The sequence below is a fragment of the Priestia sp. YIM B13491 genome (assembly GCF_042787605.1).
GTDB classification, from domain to species: domain Bacteria; phylum Bacillota; class Bacilli; order Bacillales; family Bacillaceae_H; genus Priestia; species Priestia megaterium_E.
The window spans coordinates 39,323-54,887 of the sequence record NZ_JBHZOR010000003.1 but is presented as its reverse complement, the minus strand read 5'-3'; the positions used below and the strand labels follow the sequence as shown (position 1 = coordinate 54,887).

The window sequence follows — 15,565 nt, the reverse complement described above, 5'->3', positions numbered from 1 at the left end:
TTGATTTTCTTATTTAATGTTATTTTCATCATGCTGCACCTCCTTTCAAATATTTGTAAAATAAGTATAAAATGGATTAAGAAAATTGTAAATACGGAATAAAAGAAGATTTTGAGATAGAATAACTGGAAAATGAAACCTTTTTATAACATAAAACGTATTACTTATAGATAATTCAAACAAATTGAAATACATATAAAAGGGTGGATTACAATGATGGATACAGAGAGAAAAGTGAACATCAGAGAAGAGTTTGGAATTTTATTTGCAAAAGGGGATTTTAAGAAACTTTATGATTGTGTAAGCGAAGAATTTAAACGTCAAGTTTCGCTTCAGCAATTTTTGGAACAGAACAAATTGTTTAATCAAGGAGAACAGTTCTACAGACTAGAAACAAATCTCTATTTAACTCCTCAAATTGAGCAGTTTATTTGGTTAAATTCTACGCAGACAAAATTCATCAGCGTCATGTTTGATGAACATAACATTATACAAGCACTTGTGATTGCTCCTATAGAATCATTTTCAGAGAGAGATCGATGGAGTACAAACAAATATACGATGCCGATTCAAAGTGAATGGTTTGTCTATTGGGGAGGAAAGCATGAGGTGTTGAACTATCACCATCCAGTCGAAAACCAAAGGTATGCGTATGATTTAGTCGTGCGAAAAGGAAAGCAAAGCTATAAAAATGATGGAACGAAAAACGAAGATTACTATGCCTATGGAAAAAAAGTTGTGGCGCCGCTTGAAGGAGTCGTTATCACAGCAGCTGATGGTCAAGAAGATAATGAAATTGGACACACGAATAAAAGAAATCCTTTAGGAAATCACGTTATTATTGAGCATGAAGGAAAAGAATACAGTGTGCTTGCACATTTGAAGAAAGGATCGGTTTCTGTGAAAAAAGGAGACGTGGTTCGTAAAGGAACACTGGTCGGAAGGTGTGGAAATTCCGGGAATTCATCCGAACCTCACATTCATTTTCACGTCATGGATGCCTCTGACATTGAAACGTCAAAAAGTTTGCGAATTCAGTTTCATGCGGCCGTTGAACCGATTCGCGGAGATACGGTTATTCCATTTTTTTATTGATTAAAAAGCCATAGCGTTTGCTGTGGCTTTTTATGCAGGGCTTTCCTCAAATATAAAGTCAAGCACCCGTTGAAACAAGTAAAGGATAATGGCTACGGTAGTCATGACAAGGAAAAGCCCAAAATGACTAATTTCATACAGATTATAAAGCCCGATTTTAGCGAGAAAAGGAACAATAACATAACCATGAATCAAATCCAAAATAATGTTAACAATTATGTACAAGATAAACCCCGGATACGTAAGGTAAAAGACAAAGATCGTAATCACAATATGAAGGCAATAAATCGTTGCTCCCATGCTAGTAAGAAAAAATACGTTTTCTTGAACCGTCCACCAGTGCATTTTTTCCGCTACTTGATAGGCGATTGTCATCATTAATGCAGCAAATAACCCTACAGTAAAAAATCGTTTAACACGCTGTTTATCAAGCAGCAGCAGTAAAAACCATGGAATAACAAGAATCCCCCATAATATAATTTGATTCATTCATCTTCCCACCTTTTATTTATCAGTAGTTCTTAGTGTAAGAAAGAATTGTAAAAATATACATTCTGTAAAGAAAACGTTTACAATCAGATTGCTTCTCTATATACTAAATCTTGAATACTTGTATACAAGTTGGCTAAGGAAGTGATGACACATTAAAAGAGTAATCTACCCGGAAAAATGGCTTCGCGGAGCCTCGCTGGGAGAGCAAGTTGTAAGCAAATTAAGAATTCAAATTATGAGCGGCGAGCTGAAGAAAGGAACCATCCTATCGGAAAATCAGCTCTCGGCAGAGTTTGGAACGAGTCGATCTCCTATAAGAGAAGCGCTGCGGACCCTTTCAAACGAAGGACTCATTGATTTACAGCGAATGGGAGCAGTTGTTATTGGTTTAACAGCTAGGGATTTAAACGAGCTGTACGATGTTCGTCTGCTTTTAGAACATTTTGTCTTAGAACGTCTATCTGAAGTCAACCATGATTCGCTTATTAAAAAGCTTGAGCAAAGTATTGATCAAATGAACATGGCAGCTAAATACGATGACTATGTAGAGTTTGCTTATCAAGATTTGCGGTTTCATGAGCTCGTGATTATCGAAGCAGACCACAAGCGGATATTAAAATTGTGGGAAAGCATCCGTGAAATTATTTTAGCTGCTCTTTTAATTACCACTGAAAAAAGATTTCGAGATGATAAAGCAGCTGTGCTCCCACTGATAAAGCAGCATCATGAAATGATTAAAGCATTAAAGTCTCAAAATACAGAACGTATTCAAGATGAAGTGAAGCGTCACTTTGAAGACACGAGAAATACGATAACAGCTTCACTTTTGAATGAAGCATAAAAAAGGGATAAAAGATTCGAAATGTTTTGGACCTTTTTATCTTCAAGTTGTCGACAAGTATACAAAGGGGATGGAGAAATGAAAGCAGGTGTCTACGTTTCAGAAACGAAAGCCGTTATGCAGCAAAAAACGAAACCGGTTATAAAAGAAGGGGAAGCGCTTGTAAAGGTATCCCATGCTGGAATTTGCGGAACGGATATGATGATTTATTTTGGAAAACATCCTAGAGCACAGGCGCCACTGACTATGGGACATGAATTTAGCGGAGTGATAGAAGAGATTCGGGGAGAGACGGAATTTTCTTTAGGTGACCGCGTAGCAGTTGAACCTACGCTTAGCTGCGGAACGTGCGAAGCCTGTGTAAGAGGACAGTTTCACGTTTGTAAACAGTTAAAACTAATCGGCATTGATCAAGATGGAGGGTTTGCGCAGTACGTGGCTGTTCCGGTGAACCGCCTTCACCTCTTGCCAGAGAAACTGTCTAGCGCGCATGCAGCTCTTGCAGAACCTGTAGCGGTTGCCGTACATACAGTACGACGCTCACGGTTGAAAGTAGGAGACCAAGCTGTCATTTTAGGAGCAGGACCTATTGGACTGCTGATCGGGATGATTGCGAAACGAGCAGGAGCAAAAAAAGTAATGATCTCAGATATTAGTTCTTATCGCTTAACTAAAGCGAAAGAACTGGGCTTTATACCAATTGATGCAATGAAAAAAGACGTCGTAAAAGAAGTGCGTTTGCTTACGAATTACGTCGGTGCAGATGTTGTATTTGAAGTAGCCGGAAATCAAATTACAGCAAAACAAATGGTTGAAACAAGCCGTATTCAGGGAGAGATTGTGGTGGTGAGCGTATACAAAAACGCTCCAGAAGTAGATTTAGCAGCGATGCACTTTAAAGAAATTTCATTAACTACAACGAGATGTTATACAAGGGAAGATTTTCAGACGGCTATTGATTTACTGGCAAGCGGTGAAATAGCAGCAGATTCTTTAATTTCTCATAAACTGCCGCTTGAAAATATTCAAGCGGGGTTTGAGTTTATGCAGCGGCCTGATGAATCACTTAAGGTTTTATTTGCACCAAATGGAGAGGAGAATGAACAATGACAGTAGATTTATTTTCTTTAGATGGTAAAGTAGCAGCGATTACGGGAGCAACAAGAGGAATTGGAAGATCAATGGCGATTGCTTTGGCAGAAGCAGGTTCGGATATCGCTCTTTTGCAGCGATCAAAGGAATTTCTTGGAGTAAAAGAAGAAATTGAACGTCTCGGAAGAAAATGCTTTATTGTTAATTGTGATCTGGAAAATGCTTCTGAAGTAAGCGAAGCGATCTCATCGGTTGCTGCTTATTTTGGCAAGCTCGATATTTTAGTGAACAACGCTGGCATTCAAAGACGTTCACCCGCTGTAGACTTTGCAGAGGAAGATTGGGATGCTGTTATGAATGTTAATTTAAAAACCGTATGGCTGTTATGTCAGCAGGCAGGCCGCCAAATGCTTAAACAAGGAAGCGGAAAAATCATTAATATGGCATCTTTGCTTTCTTACCAAGGCGGTATTACCGTTCCGGCCTATGCTGCAGCAAAAGGCGGAGTTGCTCAGCTTACAAAGGCTTTATCTAATGAATGGGCAGCAAAAGGCGTAAATGTTAATGGAATTGTACCAGGGTATATTGCTACTGATATGAATGAAGCACTTATTAACGATGAAACGCGCAGCAGACAAATTATTGAACGTATTCCCGCAGGCAGATGGGGGGAAGCAGATGATTTTAAAGGAGCGGTTGTCTTTTTAGCATCTGATGCATCTGCCTATATTCATGGGCACTTACTTGCTGTAGACGGAGGCTGGCTAGGAAGATAACGCATGAATGAACGAATTTTTTCATATCATGAACAAACTTAATTAAAAGGAGCGTTCGTGGTATGAAAAGGTGGATGTTAAATATGGGTATTTCTGTCACAGTGCTCATAACTGCTTGGGCGGTGTATACAAAGCCTGAAGAGAAAGAGATTTCGCTATTTTCTTACGATCAGCCTTCTATCATTGTTCAAAAAGAAAGCACAGACTTTGAAAAAGCGTTAAAAGCTTTTTTGACGCAGCATGGCTTTCAAGAAGTTAGGGTGCTGAATAACTATGCGGAAGCTCAAATTCTAGTTCTTCTGCCCCGCGAACACCTTTCTTCTCATAAGAAAAGAGAAATTCAGCAAATGGTAAATCAAGTTGCCAAACAGTATCACGTTCATCCTGATGTAGTTAATGTTCAGCTATATGAAAAAAAGTAAAAAGCCTTTTAGAAAGGGGAATCCCCCCCGATAAAAGGCTTTTTTTACTCTTTCTTCTTCTCTTGTTCAGCGAGCTCTTCTTGTCTTTTAAAATGTGATTTTCCTAACGCATACACAAAACTAAAAAACAAAGGAAGTAAAATAGTCAGCAGCACAAGGCGGGTAAGCATATCGCCCAAATCATTTCTTGTTAAGTAAATATTAATAGCTGCAATGACAATATAAACAAAAATACCGAGGTTTCGTAAAAATCTCTTTAGCATAGATGCATTCATTTTTTTCACCTTACTTTTATATACTCACATTTAAGGTAAAGGAAACGATTCATAAAAGCAACCTATTTACTACAAAGCAAGAAGGAATATAGGAATTTATAATGAATATTTATAGGTTGCCTGAAAATCATGGAAATAAAAATCCTAACATGAAGTCGTTTTATAAAGCAGCTCGCTCCGAGTACACTGAATGCGCCGAGTCAGCTATAAACAGCTGCCTTCTCTTCAATCAGCTTTATTTCTTAAAAAGGTAAGGTGATGAGATGAAAAGAGTACTGGTAATGGGCGTTTCTCCAGGAGTAGGAAAGTCTACATTTGCCAAGAAATTAGGGGAAAAGCTTGATCTAGAAGTATATCATTTAGACAGCCTGTATTGGCAGCCTGGCTGGACGGAAAGAGACAATGATAGCTTTAGAGAATTGCAGGAGCACATTGTAAAAAAAGACAGCTGGATTATCGACGGGAACTACAGCAATTCGTATGACGTGCGAGTGAAGCATGCAGATACCATTATTTATTTAGAGCTGCCGCTAATCGTTTGTGTGTACCGAGTAATAAAGCGGAGAATCGTATATGCAAGAAAAACGCGTGAAGATATGGCAAAAGGATGCCCTGAAAAAGTAGATTGGTTATTTTTTACGTTTATTCTTACTACGTATCGAGAACGGAAAAAAAAGATGAGAAACCAGTTTAAAAAGCTTAAAAATGATGAGGATTACAAGGTTTTTATGCTGATGAACAGAAAGGACATCGAGAACTATATACACAACCTATAGGGGGAGTATGTGCTGAATTTTGAACAAAAATAGCCACGTAACAAGTTCGCTTGTTACGTGGCTTTATTAAAAAAACAATCATTCTTGCGTAATCTTCAACATTCCTTCTTCGTCGAGCGCAAGCGTTAGAGAATGATTAACCTTTACCATTAATGGATGAACTTCAGAGTCTCGGTTCGAAAAAAACCACCGTCTTTTAGGCGTCCCTACAAGAAAAAACGCACTGCCGCTTCCTAAAAAGTTAAAGGTCTCGTTTAATAGCCTGTTGTTGCGCACGGTGATACCGGAGTTAATAAGCTGTGTCCCTACAGAGTGGACATGAGGAGTTGTCAAGTTGATTTCTCCTATGCTTAAAAGCGACTTAGAAGAAAAGGGGTCCTTGGATGACGGGCAGTCCGAATGTCTTGAAATGTATTCAACAATATTATGAGCAGGGTCTTCAAAATAAAAGGAATGAGCATCAAATGCTTCAAAATAAATCTCATCTTTCTTCTCTTCCGTATTGAGGAAGACTCTCTGAGTAGCCCATTGCTTTGCTTCCATAAATCGGTTTGCTGGAACATTAAAAGCAAAATGGTAAAAGGGCTTTGTATGTAGAGAACTTTCTTTAAAGGTTAGCTCACTTTCACCAACCTTGATGGAAAAAGAACGCGGTGAAGCGGCGGTTAATGGGAAATCGAGAGAATTTACATAAAAATCCTTCATTGTGTCCAATAAGTGGGTGTACAGGACAGCTTGATTAATGATCATAAACCATTCCTCCTCGTTTAAGCGTTGTCTAAAATGGTATTACACAAATTTTTCGCTCTCTTTTTGATTACTGCTTTTCAAGTAAAGCTGAAAAGAGCCTTTATGCTCAGAGCCTACAAAATTAATACGATATCTCCTCGTTTTTTCGGGTGTTAAATAAAGAGAGTTATTAGTCATTTCAAAAAATCGTGTCTGTTTTGGATCTTCTACGTACAGGGACAGGTCTCCGCTTTTGGTATTTTTAGATAGCGTAAAAGCGTAGGTTACACCTTTTTTGAGTTTAATGCTCCGGGAGTAGCGGCCCGTAAAGCTGTCGTATTCGCCAAAGAAAACCTCACTTCGCTCCTTTTTTATTTTGCCTCCTACAATTTGATTTTCCTGGCCGTTAAAGTTAATAAGTAAAAAAGCGATAAGAACAATAAGAAAACTATATTTAAACATAAAAACCTCCATCTACTAAATTATAGATAGTTTTGGATTTCGTCAAATAGTGTTATAGTTTAAAAAGGAAAAATTAACAAAAAACGAATTATCTTTTTGCATGTTACGTCTAACAGAAAGGAGAAAAGAATTGACTCAGCGTTTTTATCTTTTAGCAGCAAGTCAAGTAACCGCAAATGTAGGTTTTGTTCTTTATACAATGGCTGTCACTTCCTATATAAAGGAAAACACCGGTTCAACAGCTCTTGCGTCGATGATTACGATGACGAGCTTACTTGCACGGCTCCTTAGCGGCCTTAGCGTACCTTTACTAGCCGATATGTATAAATCCATTCACATTATGCGGTTTGTTCAAGTGATACAGATAGGGATGCTTGTTGGATTGTATGTGCTGCTTACACAAGAATTTACAGTCACAGTACTAACGATGGGTTTTATCATTGTTGGAATCATTTCTTTTTTTAACGGCTTTTTTTCCATTTTTAAAACGTCAGTTGTACGCAGCTTAGTAAATGATAGTCAAAGAATGCAGGCGAATAGCTTGCTTTCAACAATTGATCAAACTTTTCTGTTTGCAGGGTGGTCGCTTGGTGGTTTCGTTTTGTCCTTAACGGGATCCACTCAGTCTCTATTTATAACGGCAGGTCTTCTATCGATCTCATTTGTTTGCTTACTGTTTATAAAAGAAGCCCACACATATAAACAAACACAAAAGCGAAGAGCGGCAAAACTAATGGAAGGATGGCGCTTTTTATGGATACATAAACGCATCAGAGCCCTCGTTATAATGGACATCATCGAGTCGCTTTTTGGAACCATTTGGATTGGAGCTATTACTCTTTCTTTTGTGAAAGAAGTGCTTGAAAAAGGAGAAGCGTGGTGGGGATATATAAACGGTGCGTATTATTTTGGAAGCATAGTTGGAGGAATTATTGTGTACCGCATGTCTTCTATGGTAAAAGGAAGGCTTTTGCTTTTTATGTTCTTAGGCTCAATCGGTTATGCTGTTTTAACCGGTTTTTACGGTCTAGTAACGAACCCGTATCTAGCTTTAGTACTTTTGATCATGATGGGTCCTGCCTATCAGCTTCGAGATGTAGCTCAGGAAACCATTTATCAAAATACCTGCAGCAACGGGATGTTTCCTAAAGTAATAGCGGCAAAATCAACTCTTGTACAGGCTGTGTTTATACTTTCCATCGCATTTGTAGGGACAGTAGCCGATCTGTTTGGGGTAAGGTTTGTATATCTATTTTCAAGCTTCATGCTACTTTTAACGGCTCTAATAGGCATGGCAGGATTAATGTATAACAAGCATTCTATCGAAATAAACAAGACACCTGCTGAACGGAGAGGAGGTATATGAGAATCATTAGGCTAACGTATCTTGTGGAGCATGATATAAAAGAGCTGTTAATAGAAAGCCAGGAGGCAGGCTTTTTCTTTCTTACCAAGCTAGTAGCGGAGTATAAAAACGGGCAAAACGTATTTAACAAAACAGGCGAAAGATTGTGGGGAGTTTACGGTAAAAAAAACAAATTAATTGGCGTAGCCGGCCTTAATCAAAATCCTTACAGCCAGTATGCTAACGCTGGGAGAGTAAGGAGGTTTTATGTTTCAGCTCAGTTTCGCAGAAAGGGTATAGGCAAACAACTTTTAAAAGAAATTATTCACTATGCAGAGAATTATTACGACAGTTTCGTTCTCTATACAGACACGGACAAAGCGAAACTATTTTATGAACAAAACGGTTTTAAACGCGTATACAATCAGCATAAAATCACTCATGAATATAAACTAAAAAATGTTCATTAATCAAACTAACGAGCGTTTAATTCAAGTAGGACATTAAAATAATATACGAATAACGCCCAGAAAAAATCTGAGCGTTATTAGCATAAATCAACCGAACCCGTTACTCTTGTTAGTTTGCTTTTTTAAGTTTAAGAGCTGTTTTAGGAGCAGGGCTTTTTTTGACAATATACAAACCGCTAAAAATAATAAGTCCTCCAAGCAGCTGCATAGCATTGATGGTCTCTCCAATAGTTACAGCAGCAAAAACAACGGCGAACAAAGGAATAACATACATGTAAACCATTACTTTTGTCGAGCCGATTTTTCCAATTCCTACATACCACATCACGAGTCCGTACACCGTCACAAATAGAACAGAGTATGCCAGAGAGCTCCAGCTGCCTATATCTGTGGGCCAGATAAGCGTTTGATAGGTGAAAAGACAGTAGACAGTAAGCGGAATAGCGCCGATTAAAGCAGACCACGCAGTCACGCGCAAAGCAGAATATTTTACGACTAAAGGTTTTGCTAAAATCGGGTACCAGCCCCAAGCAATGGCTGCCACAATCCCCATGATGTTTCCGAACCATGCAAGCTGCGACAGCGCATGACTAGAGTGACCAAACAGCAGTACAAACGCAGCCCCAAAAAAAGCAAGCACAGAGCCTAGCTGTGTTTTTAATGAAAAAGCTTCATGCTTATATAATATAGCTAGGATTCCTGTGAAAATAGGAGACATCGAAATAAGTAAAGAAGCATTGGTAGCTGTCGTATACTTAACAGATACCATAAACAGCGTTTGGTAGAGCGTAACGCCTACTATACTGACCGCTATTAAGCGTCCCCAGTCTTTTTTTTCAATACGAATGCCTCGCTCTATTATTCCTGTGATAAGTAAAAGAATAGGAGCAACCATTATAAAACGCAGTGCGCTAAATTGAATGGAAGACATATGAGCAACTCCAAATTTTCCGATTGTATAATTAGCTCCCCAAATTAACGCCACGGATAATAATATCCATTCCAGCCAGCCTTTTTTCATGTAATCACCTCGAGTAAGTATAGAAACTAAATAAGTGCGAATATCCTTAGTTACAAAGTATACAGGAAGAAATTATGTAAAAGGCCAGCCAATTCAGCTATTTTTATCTCATCCACTTGTTTTTAATACAAACAAAAAAGCAGCTGCATTAGCTGCATTCATGACTGTTATCCACATTGTTCTATCTCATCTAATCGCACAAGTTCGACTTTAAAAGCATGATCAATCGGTCGGATTTCACAGTATCCTGAATCATATACGTGAATCAGTACAAAGCGTTTTCCTTTATATAATACTTCTTTGTAGGCTGTCATGAGATACACCCTTTCTTTTCATAGGTTTGTTTTTCATTCTATGAACAAAAAACGGCGTAATTGCCTAATATAAAAAGAATTTTTAAGGTTGATAAAATTGCTTGGCAAAACGAGTTCGCTTATACTGTACTGTGATTCTAGTTACGTATAAGTTCTAATTACTAGAACAGCTTTAGCATATAGACAACGAAACCAAACAGCAGTACATAAGGAGCAGCATATGGATATTAACTATTTATATACATTCAAAGAAGTAGCGAAGTGGGGGAGCTATACACGAACGGGCGAGGAGTTAGGGTATGCTCAGTCAAGCGTTACCACTCATATAAAAAAATTAGAGGATCATTACGGTCAAAAACTATTTGAACGAACAGGACAAAAAATGAAGCTGACTCAGCCTGGTGAAGAATTGCTTTATTATGTGAATCAAGTAATCGAGTTATTAAATGAAGCAAAAGAGCGCCTTACTACGAACGAAGATGCTAGAGGAACCGTTTCAATAGGAACCGTGGAGTCGCTGGCCGCTTATTTTATTACACCGTATATTCGTGAATTAAAAAAGCAGCACCCTTCTCTAAAGATTATGCTAGAAGCGGGTTTATGTCCAAATTTAACACAAGGAATTATTGACGGAAAGTATGATGTAGCCGTTTTACTTGATCGCCTTCAAACATCTTCAAGCTTAGAAGTGATTCCTATTCGAAAAGAAAAGATGGTTATGATTGCTTCGCCTTCCCATTCTTTTAGTAAAAGAAACAGCGTTCTAATGGAAGAGTTTGAGGGAGAGACCATCATTTTAACTGAGAGCGGCTGCCCTTATCGCACGCTTTTAGAAGAGATGATGCGCAGCAGCGGTATTCATATGCAATCGGTCATCTCGTTTAGCAGTCTTGAAGCGATTAAACAGTGCGTAGCGGATAATTTAGGTATTGCTCTTGTACCGGAAATAGCGGTAAAACAAGAGATGGAAAGTGGAAAACTGATTAAAGTTCCGTTTGACCACGAAGAATTTTATCTTTATTCACAGCTCATATTCAAAAAGAAAAAATGGCTGACGGCACCTATTCAACAATTTATTTCACTTGTTCAAGAAGGTTATCAAAAATATTGATAATAGATATAGAGAATCTTCAATAATGATGAAGTTGTTTTCGTGCTACACTTTTTATAAGACATGAAACTAGAGGTGTAGAACATGAATATATTTTTGCAGCACAATCCTACAAAATTATACTTTGGAAAAAATCAAATTACGAAGCTATCGCAAGAGCTTGCTTCTTATCATAAACAAGTAAACGTTCTGTTAGTATACGGAGGAGGAAGCATCAAACGAAATGGCGTATACGACGAAGTGAAAGCTGAACTTCAGTCTATTAACGCAGTTGTTCACGAGCTGTCTGGTGTAGAACCGAACCCTCGTTTGACTACGGTTGCTAAAGGCGTTGACATATGTAAAAAAGAAAACATTGATTTTCTCTTAGCCGTTGGGGGAGGAAGTGTGATCGATTGTACAAAAGCTATTGCAGTTGGAGCCGTGTATGAAGGAAATACATGGGATTTAATTACACGTAAAAAAGAGATTACAGATGCGCTTCCTTTTGGAACGGTATTAACACTTGCAGCAACTGGGTCTGAAATGAATTCAACTTCTGTTATTACAAATTGGGAAACAAAAGAAAAGCTAGGTTGGACGTCTTCTCACGTATTTCCCGCCTTTTCTATCTTAGATCCGTCGTACACATTTTCAGTGCCGCGCGATCAAACCGTTTATGGAATTGTTGACAGTATGTCGCATGCGCTTGAACACTATTTTCATCGCACGGAAAATACGCCGATGATCGACGGCTTTATTGAATCTTTACTAAGAACGACTATACAAGAAGGTCCTAAGCTTCTTAAAGACCTGACTTCTTATAAGTATCGTGAAACGATGATGTATATCAGCACGACGGCGTTTAACGGAAGCTTAGCAAACGGAACGGACGGGGGAGACTGGGCTACTCACCGTATCGAACATGCTCTGTCGGCCGTATATGATATTCCCCACGGAGGCGGTCTTGCTATCTTGTTCCCTAACTGGCTGGAGCACGTCTTAAAAGAAGACCCTTCCCGTGTAAAGCAATTGGCTGTAAACGTATTTGGCATTGATCCAGCAGGAAAAAGCGATGAAGAAACAGCAATGGAAGGAGCAAAAGCGCTGCGCACTTTCTGGAATGACTTAGGAGCCCCGAACTGCTTGCGTGACTATGATATTGATGATCGTGAATTTGATGCGATTGTTGAAAAGACCTTTGTAAAACCAGGTGTTGGCACTTATAAAGAGCTTGACTATGCAAGCGTTCGAGATATTCTAGAAAGATCCAAATAAAAAAAGACGAGCTGCCTGCTCGTCTTTTTTATATGTACTCAATAATCCATTAGAAAATAAAGAAAAAGAAAAAAGCACAGCACAATGCATCCTGCTCCTACCGTTATTTCGGAAAAACCTTGAATAAACGTACTTTTAGGACTGCTTCCATCGTTTTGCAGATGAAATACACGTTTTCTTTTGCGTTCATGTACGATTACCAACGAACCAAAAGCAACCGATAATAAGGTGAAGAGCGGCACCGCGATTAAAAACAGTTTAATAGAATACGCCCAGTATGATAGATACAGCATATAATACATTGCTCCGGTACTTAAGGCAAAGAGTATTAAAGAAAATAAAAACCACTTCGTAAAACGGTTTTTGCTCATGTATCGTTCACTTCCTTTTATCAAGTGCGTCTTATGATGTAGACAATAAAATACGTCTATCATTTTACCAAAACTTTTTGGTACATTCTATTTTAACGGGAAAATAGGGTTTGTAAGTTTCTTAAAAGTGGTATAGTTCCTAAGAACTATCCATGTATACATACAAAAAACTGATGATAAATGAGGGAGAAGATGAGCTATGGGGTGCGACGCGTGTCTGCCAATTAGGACAGGATATACGGTTTCTTTTCAGAAATCAAGCGATGTGAAGAAATTGGAAAAATACTTTAAAGATATTTCTCAAAGCCAATGGAAGACTCTTGGAGAAGATATGGTCTGGATGAGGGAAGATATCTTTTGGAGTTTTATGGATTATGTTCATCAGCATCTAGACCCTCGGCATGTGTGGGCTGTAGAAGCCCAGCAGCGGAGCCCATTTGAAAACCTGCGGGGTATGGAGCCAATCACCGTTTTTCAAAAAATGAAAGATGCCTTGTGGATTGATGAGCTGATTGAAGACAAGCGAATTTGCTCATATTATCAGCCCATTGTATCGATTGATCACGAACGCGTGCATATCGTTGGCCACGAAATTTTATCAAGAGGATTAGAAGAAGATGGAAGTATTATACCGCCTTTTAAAATGTTTGAAGCTGCTCAAATAAGAAATAAAACCTTCGCTCTTGACCGAGCCTGCCGCTTAGAAGCTGTAAAAAATGCTAGTATTATTGATCGTCAGCTGATTTTTATTAACTTTATTCCTACAGCAATATATAATCCCGAGCATTGCTTGGCATCTACATTTGCGTTAATTCAAGAATTGAATATAAAACCCGAACAAATAGTGTTTGAAGTGATTGAAACCGAGGATGTTCAAGATATTGAGCATTTAAAAAACATTTTGAATTATTATCGTTCCCACGGATTTAAATATGCTTTAGATGACGTAGGGGTTGGTTATAACACGCTGAAGAGGCTTTTAGAAGTGGAGCCTGACGTGGTGAAGTTAGCATTTGAATTCACAAACGGAGTCAGTAAAAATGAGAAACAGAAAAAAATGGCCCAAGAGATGTTAGCTATCACCCATAAAATGGGGGCGAAGGCTCTTGCGGAAGGAGTAGAGACAGAAGAAGATTTAAAATTCCTGATAGAGATGGGTTATGATTTGTTTCAAGGGTATTATTTTGCAAAGCCTAATCCTAAACCTTTAAAAGAGATTCATTCTATTTACGCTTAGCAGCAAAAAGCAGAAGAACAGAAACTTCTGCTTTTTGTATGACTAAAGGTAAGAATATTTAAAAAATAAACAATTCACTTTCATTTTGCTAAACAGTTTACAGGAGAAGGGAAGTGCTATAAGATGATAAATATTAATTCTTAGTATTTCTATCAGAAAAGGAGTGGATGGTGTGTCGCAAACGTTGCACTCATCATATAAATCAAAGCCTACTACTGTTGTAACAGAATTAAGTCCTATGCAAAAGCCATTATTTGCAGGAGGGGTTATAGCAGCAGTTATTTTATTTCTTGCGATTGTGCTCACGACTAATTGGACGCAAGGTGTTTTATTTATTATCGGCCTAGCGTTAGGGATGACGCTTCTATACGCACGTTTTGGCTTTACATCAGCATTTCGCCGCCTTGTATCTGTCGGCAATGTTCAAGGCTTGCAAGCGCATATGCTTATGCTTGCAATTGCGTCAACGCTGTTTGCTATTATTTTAAGTACAGGCTTTAGCTTTACAGGGGTAACGCCAAAAGGATATGTTTCACCTGTAGGAGTAAGCGTGATCGTTGGTTCGTTTATGTTTGGAATTGGCATGCAGTTAGGAAATGGATGTGCCTCAGGGACGCTTTATTCGTTAGGTGGCGGCTCTTCTTCTATGATTTTAACGCTTTTAGCTTTTATTGTAGGTTCTATGTTTGGGGCGTATCATTTGCCATTTTGGCAAAAGCAACCTTCGCTTCCCCCTATCTCATTAGCTGAATCGACAGGTCTTGGTTATTTTGGAGCTTGGATTATACAGCTTATCGCGTTCGCAGCGATTTACTGGATTACGATTCAAATTGCTAAAAAGAAAAATCCGCCTATGATGAAACAGCTTCCTACTACAAAAGGGTGGAAAAAGATTATTCGCGGCTCTTGGCCTCTATTCACAGCAGCGATTGTGCTGGCCGTATTAAATGCATTGACGCTTGCTGTAAGAGGAAACCCTTGGGGAATCACTTCTGCTTTTGCATTATGGGGCGGAAAAGCGATGATGGCAGCTGGAATAGATGTATCAAGCTGGGGATTTTTCCAAGGTGCAAATGGAGAAGCGCTAACGCAAAGTGTGCTAGCAGATTCTACCAGCGTGTTAAACTTTGGGATTATATTAGGTGCCTTCATTTCAGCGACGGCGCAAGGGACATTCAAACCAGGAAAGATTAAGCCCGGAGTTGCAGGTGCAGCTGTTGTTGGCGGCCTTTTAATGGGGTATGGTGCGCGTCTTGCTTTTGGCTGTAACATCGGCGCTTACTTTGGCGGCATTGCTTCATTTAGTCTCCACGGATGGGTATGGATGGTTATGGCAATGCTTGGCACAGGCTTAGCACTATTTATCCGACCGATATTTGGACTCAAAAACCCTAAATCTAATGATTCGATTTGTTAAGTTTAGATAAAACCTTCTTTGCATGGGCAAAGGAGGTTTTTTATTTTAGATGATGTTTGAAA

Annotated in this window: 19 protein-coding genes; 12 read left to right on the top strand and 7 right to left on the bottom strand. The window is 38.8% G+C overall.

Features of this window, described 5'->3' with window-relative positions; genetic code table 11:
* Nucleotides 1-213: 213 nt before the first annotated feature.
* Entirely contained in the window at nucleotides 214-1,095 is an 882-nt protein-coding gene (locus tag ACFX4E_RS11125) for a M23 family metallopeptidase (RefSeq protein ID WP_263034065.1), read from the top strand.
* A 30-nt stretch (nucleotides 1,096-1,125) separates the two neighbouring features.
* Here the strand turns inward: ACFX4E_RS11125 and ACFX4E_RS11120 are convergent, their stop codons facing one another.
* Complete coding sequence (locus tag ACFX4E_RS11120) at nucleotides 1,126-1,584, bottom strand: hypothetical protein (RefSeq protein WP_028408998.1); 459 nt, start codon at nucleotides 1,582-1,584, stop codon at nucleotides 1,126-1,128.
* Nucleotides 1,585-1,783: 199 nt separating this feature from the next.
* Between ACFX4E_RS11120 and ACFX4E_RS11115 the strand changes: the two genes are divergently transcribed.
* The 4 genes from ACFX4E_RS11115 to ACFX4E_RS11100 all read left to right on the top strand — a co-directional run bounded on the left by ACFX4E_RS11115 (nucleotide 1,784) and on the right by ACFX4E_RS11100 (nucleotide 4,718).
* Entirely contained in the window at nucleotides 1,784-2,428 is a 645-nt protein-coding gene (locus ACFX4E_RS11115; RefSeq protein ID WP_255257722.1) for a GntR family transcriptional regulator, read from the top strand.
* A gap of 78 nt (nucleotides 2,429-2,506) precedes the next feature.
* Nucleotides 2,507-3,538 carry a zinc-dependent alcohol dehydrogenase gene (locus ACFX4E_RS11110; protein ID WP_098334469.1) on the top strand — a complete coding sequence of 344 codons (1,032 nt, stop codon included), beginning with the start codon at nucleotides 2,507-2,509 and terminating at the stop codon, nucleotides 3,536-3,538.
* Nucleotides 3,535-4,296: a glucose 1-dehydrogenase gene (locus ACFX4E_RS11105; RefSeq protein ID WP_028408995.1), complete on the top strand. Its 762-nt coding sequence runs from the start codon at nucleotides 3,535-3,537 to the stop codon at nucleotides 4,294-4,296. Before ACFX4E_RS11110 ends, ACFX4E_RS11105 begins: the two co-directional genes overlap by 4 nt.
* 62 nt (nucleotides 4,297-4,358) lie before the next feature.
* A complete protein-coding gene (locus ACFX4E_RS11100) occupies nucleotides 4,359-4,718 on the top strand; it encodes a hypothetical protein (protein ID WP_098334470.1) in 360 nt (119 codons plus the stop codon).
* A 44-nt stretch (nucleotides 4,719-4,762) separates the two neighbouring features.
* Here the strand turns inward: ACFX4E_RS11100 and ACFX4E_RS11095 are convergent, their stop codons facing one another.
* Nucleotides 4,763-4,993 carry a hypothetical protein gene (locus tag ACFX4E_RS11095; protein ID WP_043981603.1) on the bottom strand — a complete coding sequence of 77 codons (231 nt, stop codon included), beginning with the start codon at nucleotides 4,991-4,993 and terminating at the stop codon, nucleotides 4,763-4,765.
* 263 nt (nucleotides 4,994-5,256) lie between these two features.
* On the opposite strand from ACFX4E_RS11095, the gene ACFX4E_RS11090 reads away from it, so the two are divergent.
* Nucleotides 5,257-5,769, top strand: a complete 513-nt coding sequence (locus ACFX4E_RS11090; RefSeq protein ID WP_377238113.1) for a P-loop NTPase family protein — start codon at nucleotides 5,257-5,259, stop codon at nucleotides 5,767-5,769.
* Between the two features lie 78 nt (nucleotides 5,770-5,847).
* Here the strand turns inward: ACFX4E_RS11090 and ACFX4E_RS11085 are convergent, their stop codons facing one another.
* Both ACFX4E_RS11085 and ACFX4E_RS11080 read right to left on the bottom strand, forming a co-directional pair.
* On the bottom strand, nucleotides 5,848-6,519 hold the full coding sequence (locus tag ACFX4E_RS11085) for a hypothetical protein (RefSeq protein ID WP_060746834.1): 672 nt from the start codon (nucleotides 6,517-6,519) through the stop codon (nucleotides 5,848-5,850).
* Between the two features lie 39 nt (nucleotides 6,520-6,558).
* Complete coding sequence (locus ACFX4E_RS11080) at nucleotides 6,559-6,960, bottom strand: hypothetical protein (RefSeq protein WP_060746833.1); 402 nt, start codon at nucleotides 6,958-6,960, stop codon at nucleotides 6,559-6,561.
* Between the two features lie 130 nt (nucleotides 6,961-7,090).
* Between ACFX4E_RS11080 and ACFX4E_RS11075 the strand changes: the two genes are divergently transcribed.
* Together ACFX4E_RS11075 and ACFX4E_RS11070 are read left to right on the top strand one after the other, a co-directional pair.
* Complete coding sequence (locus tag ACFX4E_RS11075) at nucleotides 7,091-8,326, top strand: MFS transporter (protein ID WP_098524681.1); 1,236 nt, start codon at nucleotides 7,091-7,093, stop codon at nucleotides 8,324-8,326.
* Nucleotides 8,323-8,775, top strand: a complete 453-nt coding sequence (locus ACFX4E_RS11070) for a GNAT family N-acetyltransferase (RefSeq protein WP_377238110.1) — start codon at nucleotides 8,323-8,325, stop codon at nucleotides 8,773-8,775. Before ACFX4E_RS11075 ends, ACFX4E_RS11070 begins: the two co-directional genes overlap by 4 nt.
* 109 nt (nucleotides 8,776-8,884) lie before the next feature.
* Here ACFX4E_RS11070 and ACFX4E_RS11065 read toward each other — a convergent pair whose 3' ends face one another.
* Together ACFX4E_RS11065 and ACFX4E_RS11060 are read right to left on the bottom strand one after the other, a co-directional pair.
* On the bottom strand, nucleotides 8,885-9,796 hold the full coding sequence (locus ACFX4E_RS11065; RefSeq protein WP_060746831.1) for a DMT family transporter: 912 nt from the start codon (nucleotides 9,794-9,796) through the stop codon (nucleotides 8,885-8,887).
* Between the two features lie 167 nt (nucleotides 9,797-9,963).
* Nucleotides 9,964-10,110, bottom strand: a complete 147-nt coding sequence (locus tag ACFX4E_RS11060; RefSeq protein ID WP_013057506.1) for a hypothetical protein — start codon at nucleotides 10,108-10,110, stop codon at nucleotides 9,964-9,966.
* A gap of 220 nt (nucleotides 10,111-10,330) precedes the next feature.
* Here ACFX4E_RS11060 and ACFX4E_RS11055 point away from each other — a divergent pair, with 220 nt between their 5' ends.
* Nucleotides 10,331-11,221, top strand: a complete 891-nt coding sequence (locus ACFX4E_RS11055) for a LysR family transcriptional regulator (RefSeq protein WP_098659255.1) — start codon at nucleotides 10,331-10,333, stop codon at nucleotides 11,219-11,221.
* Nucleotides 11,222-11,305: 84 nt separating this feature from the next.
* Nucleotides 11,306-12,478: an iron-containing alcohol dehydrogenase gene (locus ACFX4E_RS11050; RefSeq protein WP_377238109.1), complete on the top strand. Its 1,173-nt coding sequence runs from the start codon at nucleotides 11,306-11,308 to the stop codon at nucleotides 12,476-12,478.
* A 38-nt stretch (nucleotides 12,479-12,516) separates the two neighbouring features.
* On the opposite strand, the gene ACFX4E_RS11045 is transcribed toward ACFX4E_RS11050, so the two are convergent.
* On the bottom strand, nucleotides 12,517-12,849 hold the full coding sequence (locus tag ACFX4E_RS11045) for a hypothetical protein (RefSeq protein ID WP_098433166.1): 333 nt from the start codon (nucleotides 12,847-12,849) through the stop codon (nucleotides 12,517-12,519).
* Nucleotides 12,850-13,048: 199 nt separating this feature from the next.
* On the opposite strand from ACFX4E_RS11045, the gene ACFX4E_RS11040 reads away from it, so the two are divergent.
* Together ACFX4E_RS11040 and ACFX4E_RS11035 are read left to right on the top strand one after the other, a co-directional pair.
* Nucleotides 13,049-14,086: an EAL domain-containing protein gene (locus tag ACFX4E_RS11040; protein WP_377258961.1), complete on the top strand. Its 1,038-nt coding sequence runs from the start codon at nucleotides 13,049-13,051 to the stop codon at nucleotides 14,084-14,086.
* 172 nt (nucleotides 14,087-14,258) lie between these two features.
* Nucleotides 14,259-15,503 carry a YeeE/YedE family protein gene (locus tag ACFX4E_RS11035; RefSeq protein ID WP_098248237.1) on the top strand — a complete coding sequence of 415 codons (1,245 nt, stop codon included), beginning with the start codon at nucleotides 14,259-14,261 and terminating at the stop codon, nucleotides 15,501-15,503.
* The last annotated feature ends 62 nt before the right edge of the window (nucleotides 15,504-15,565 follow it).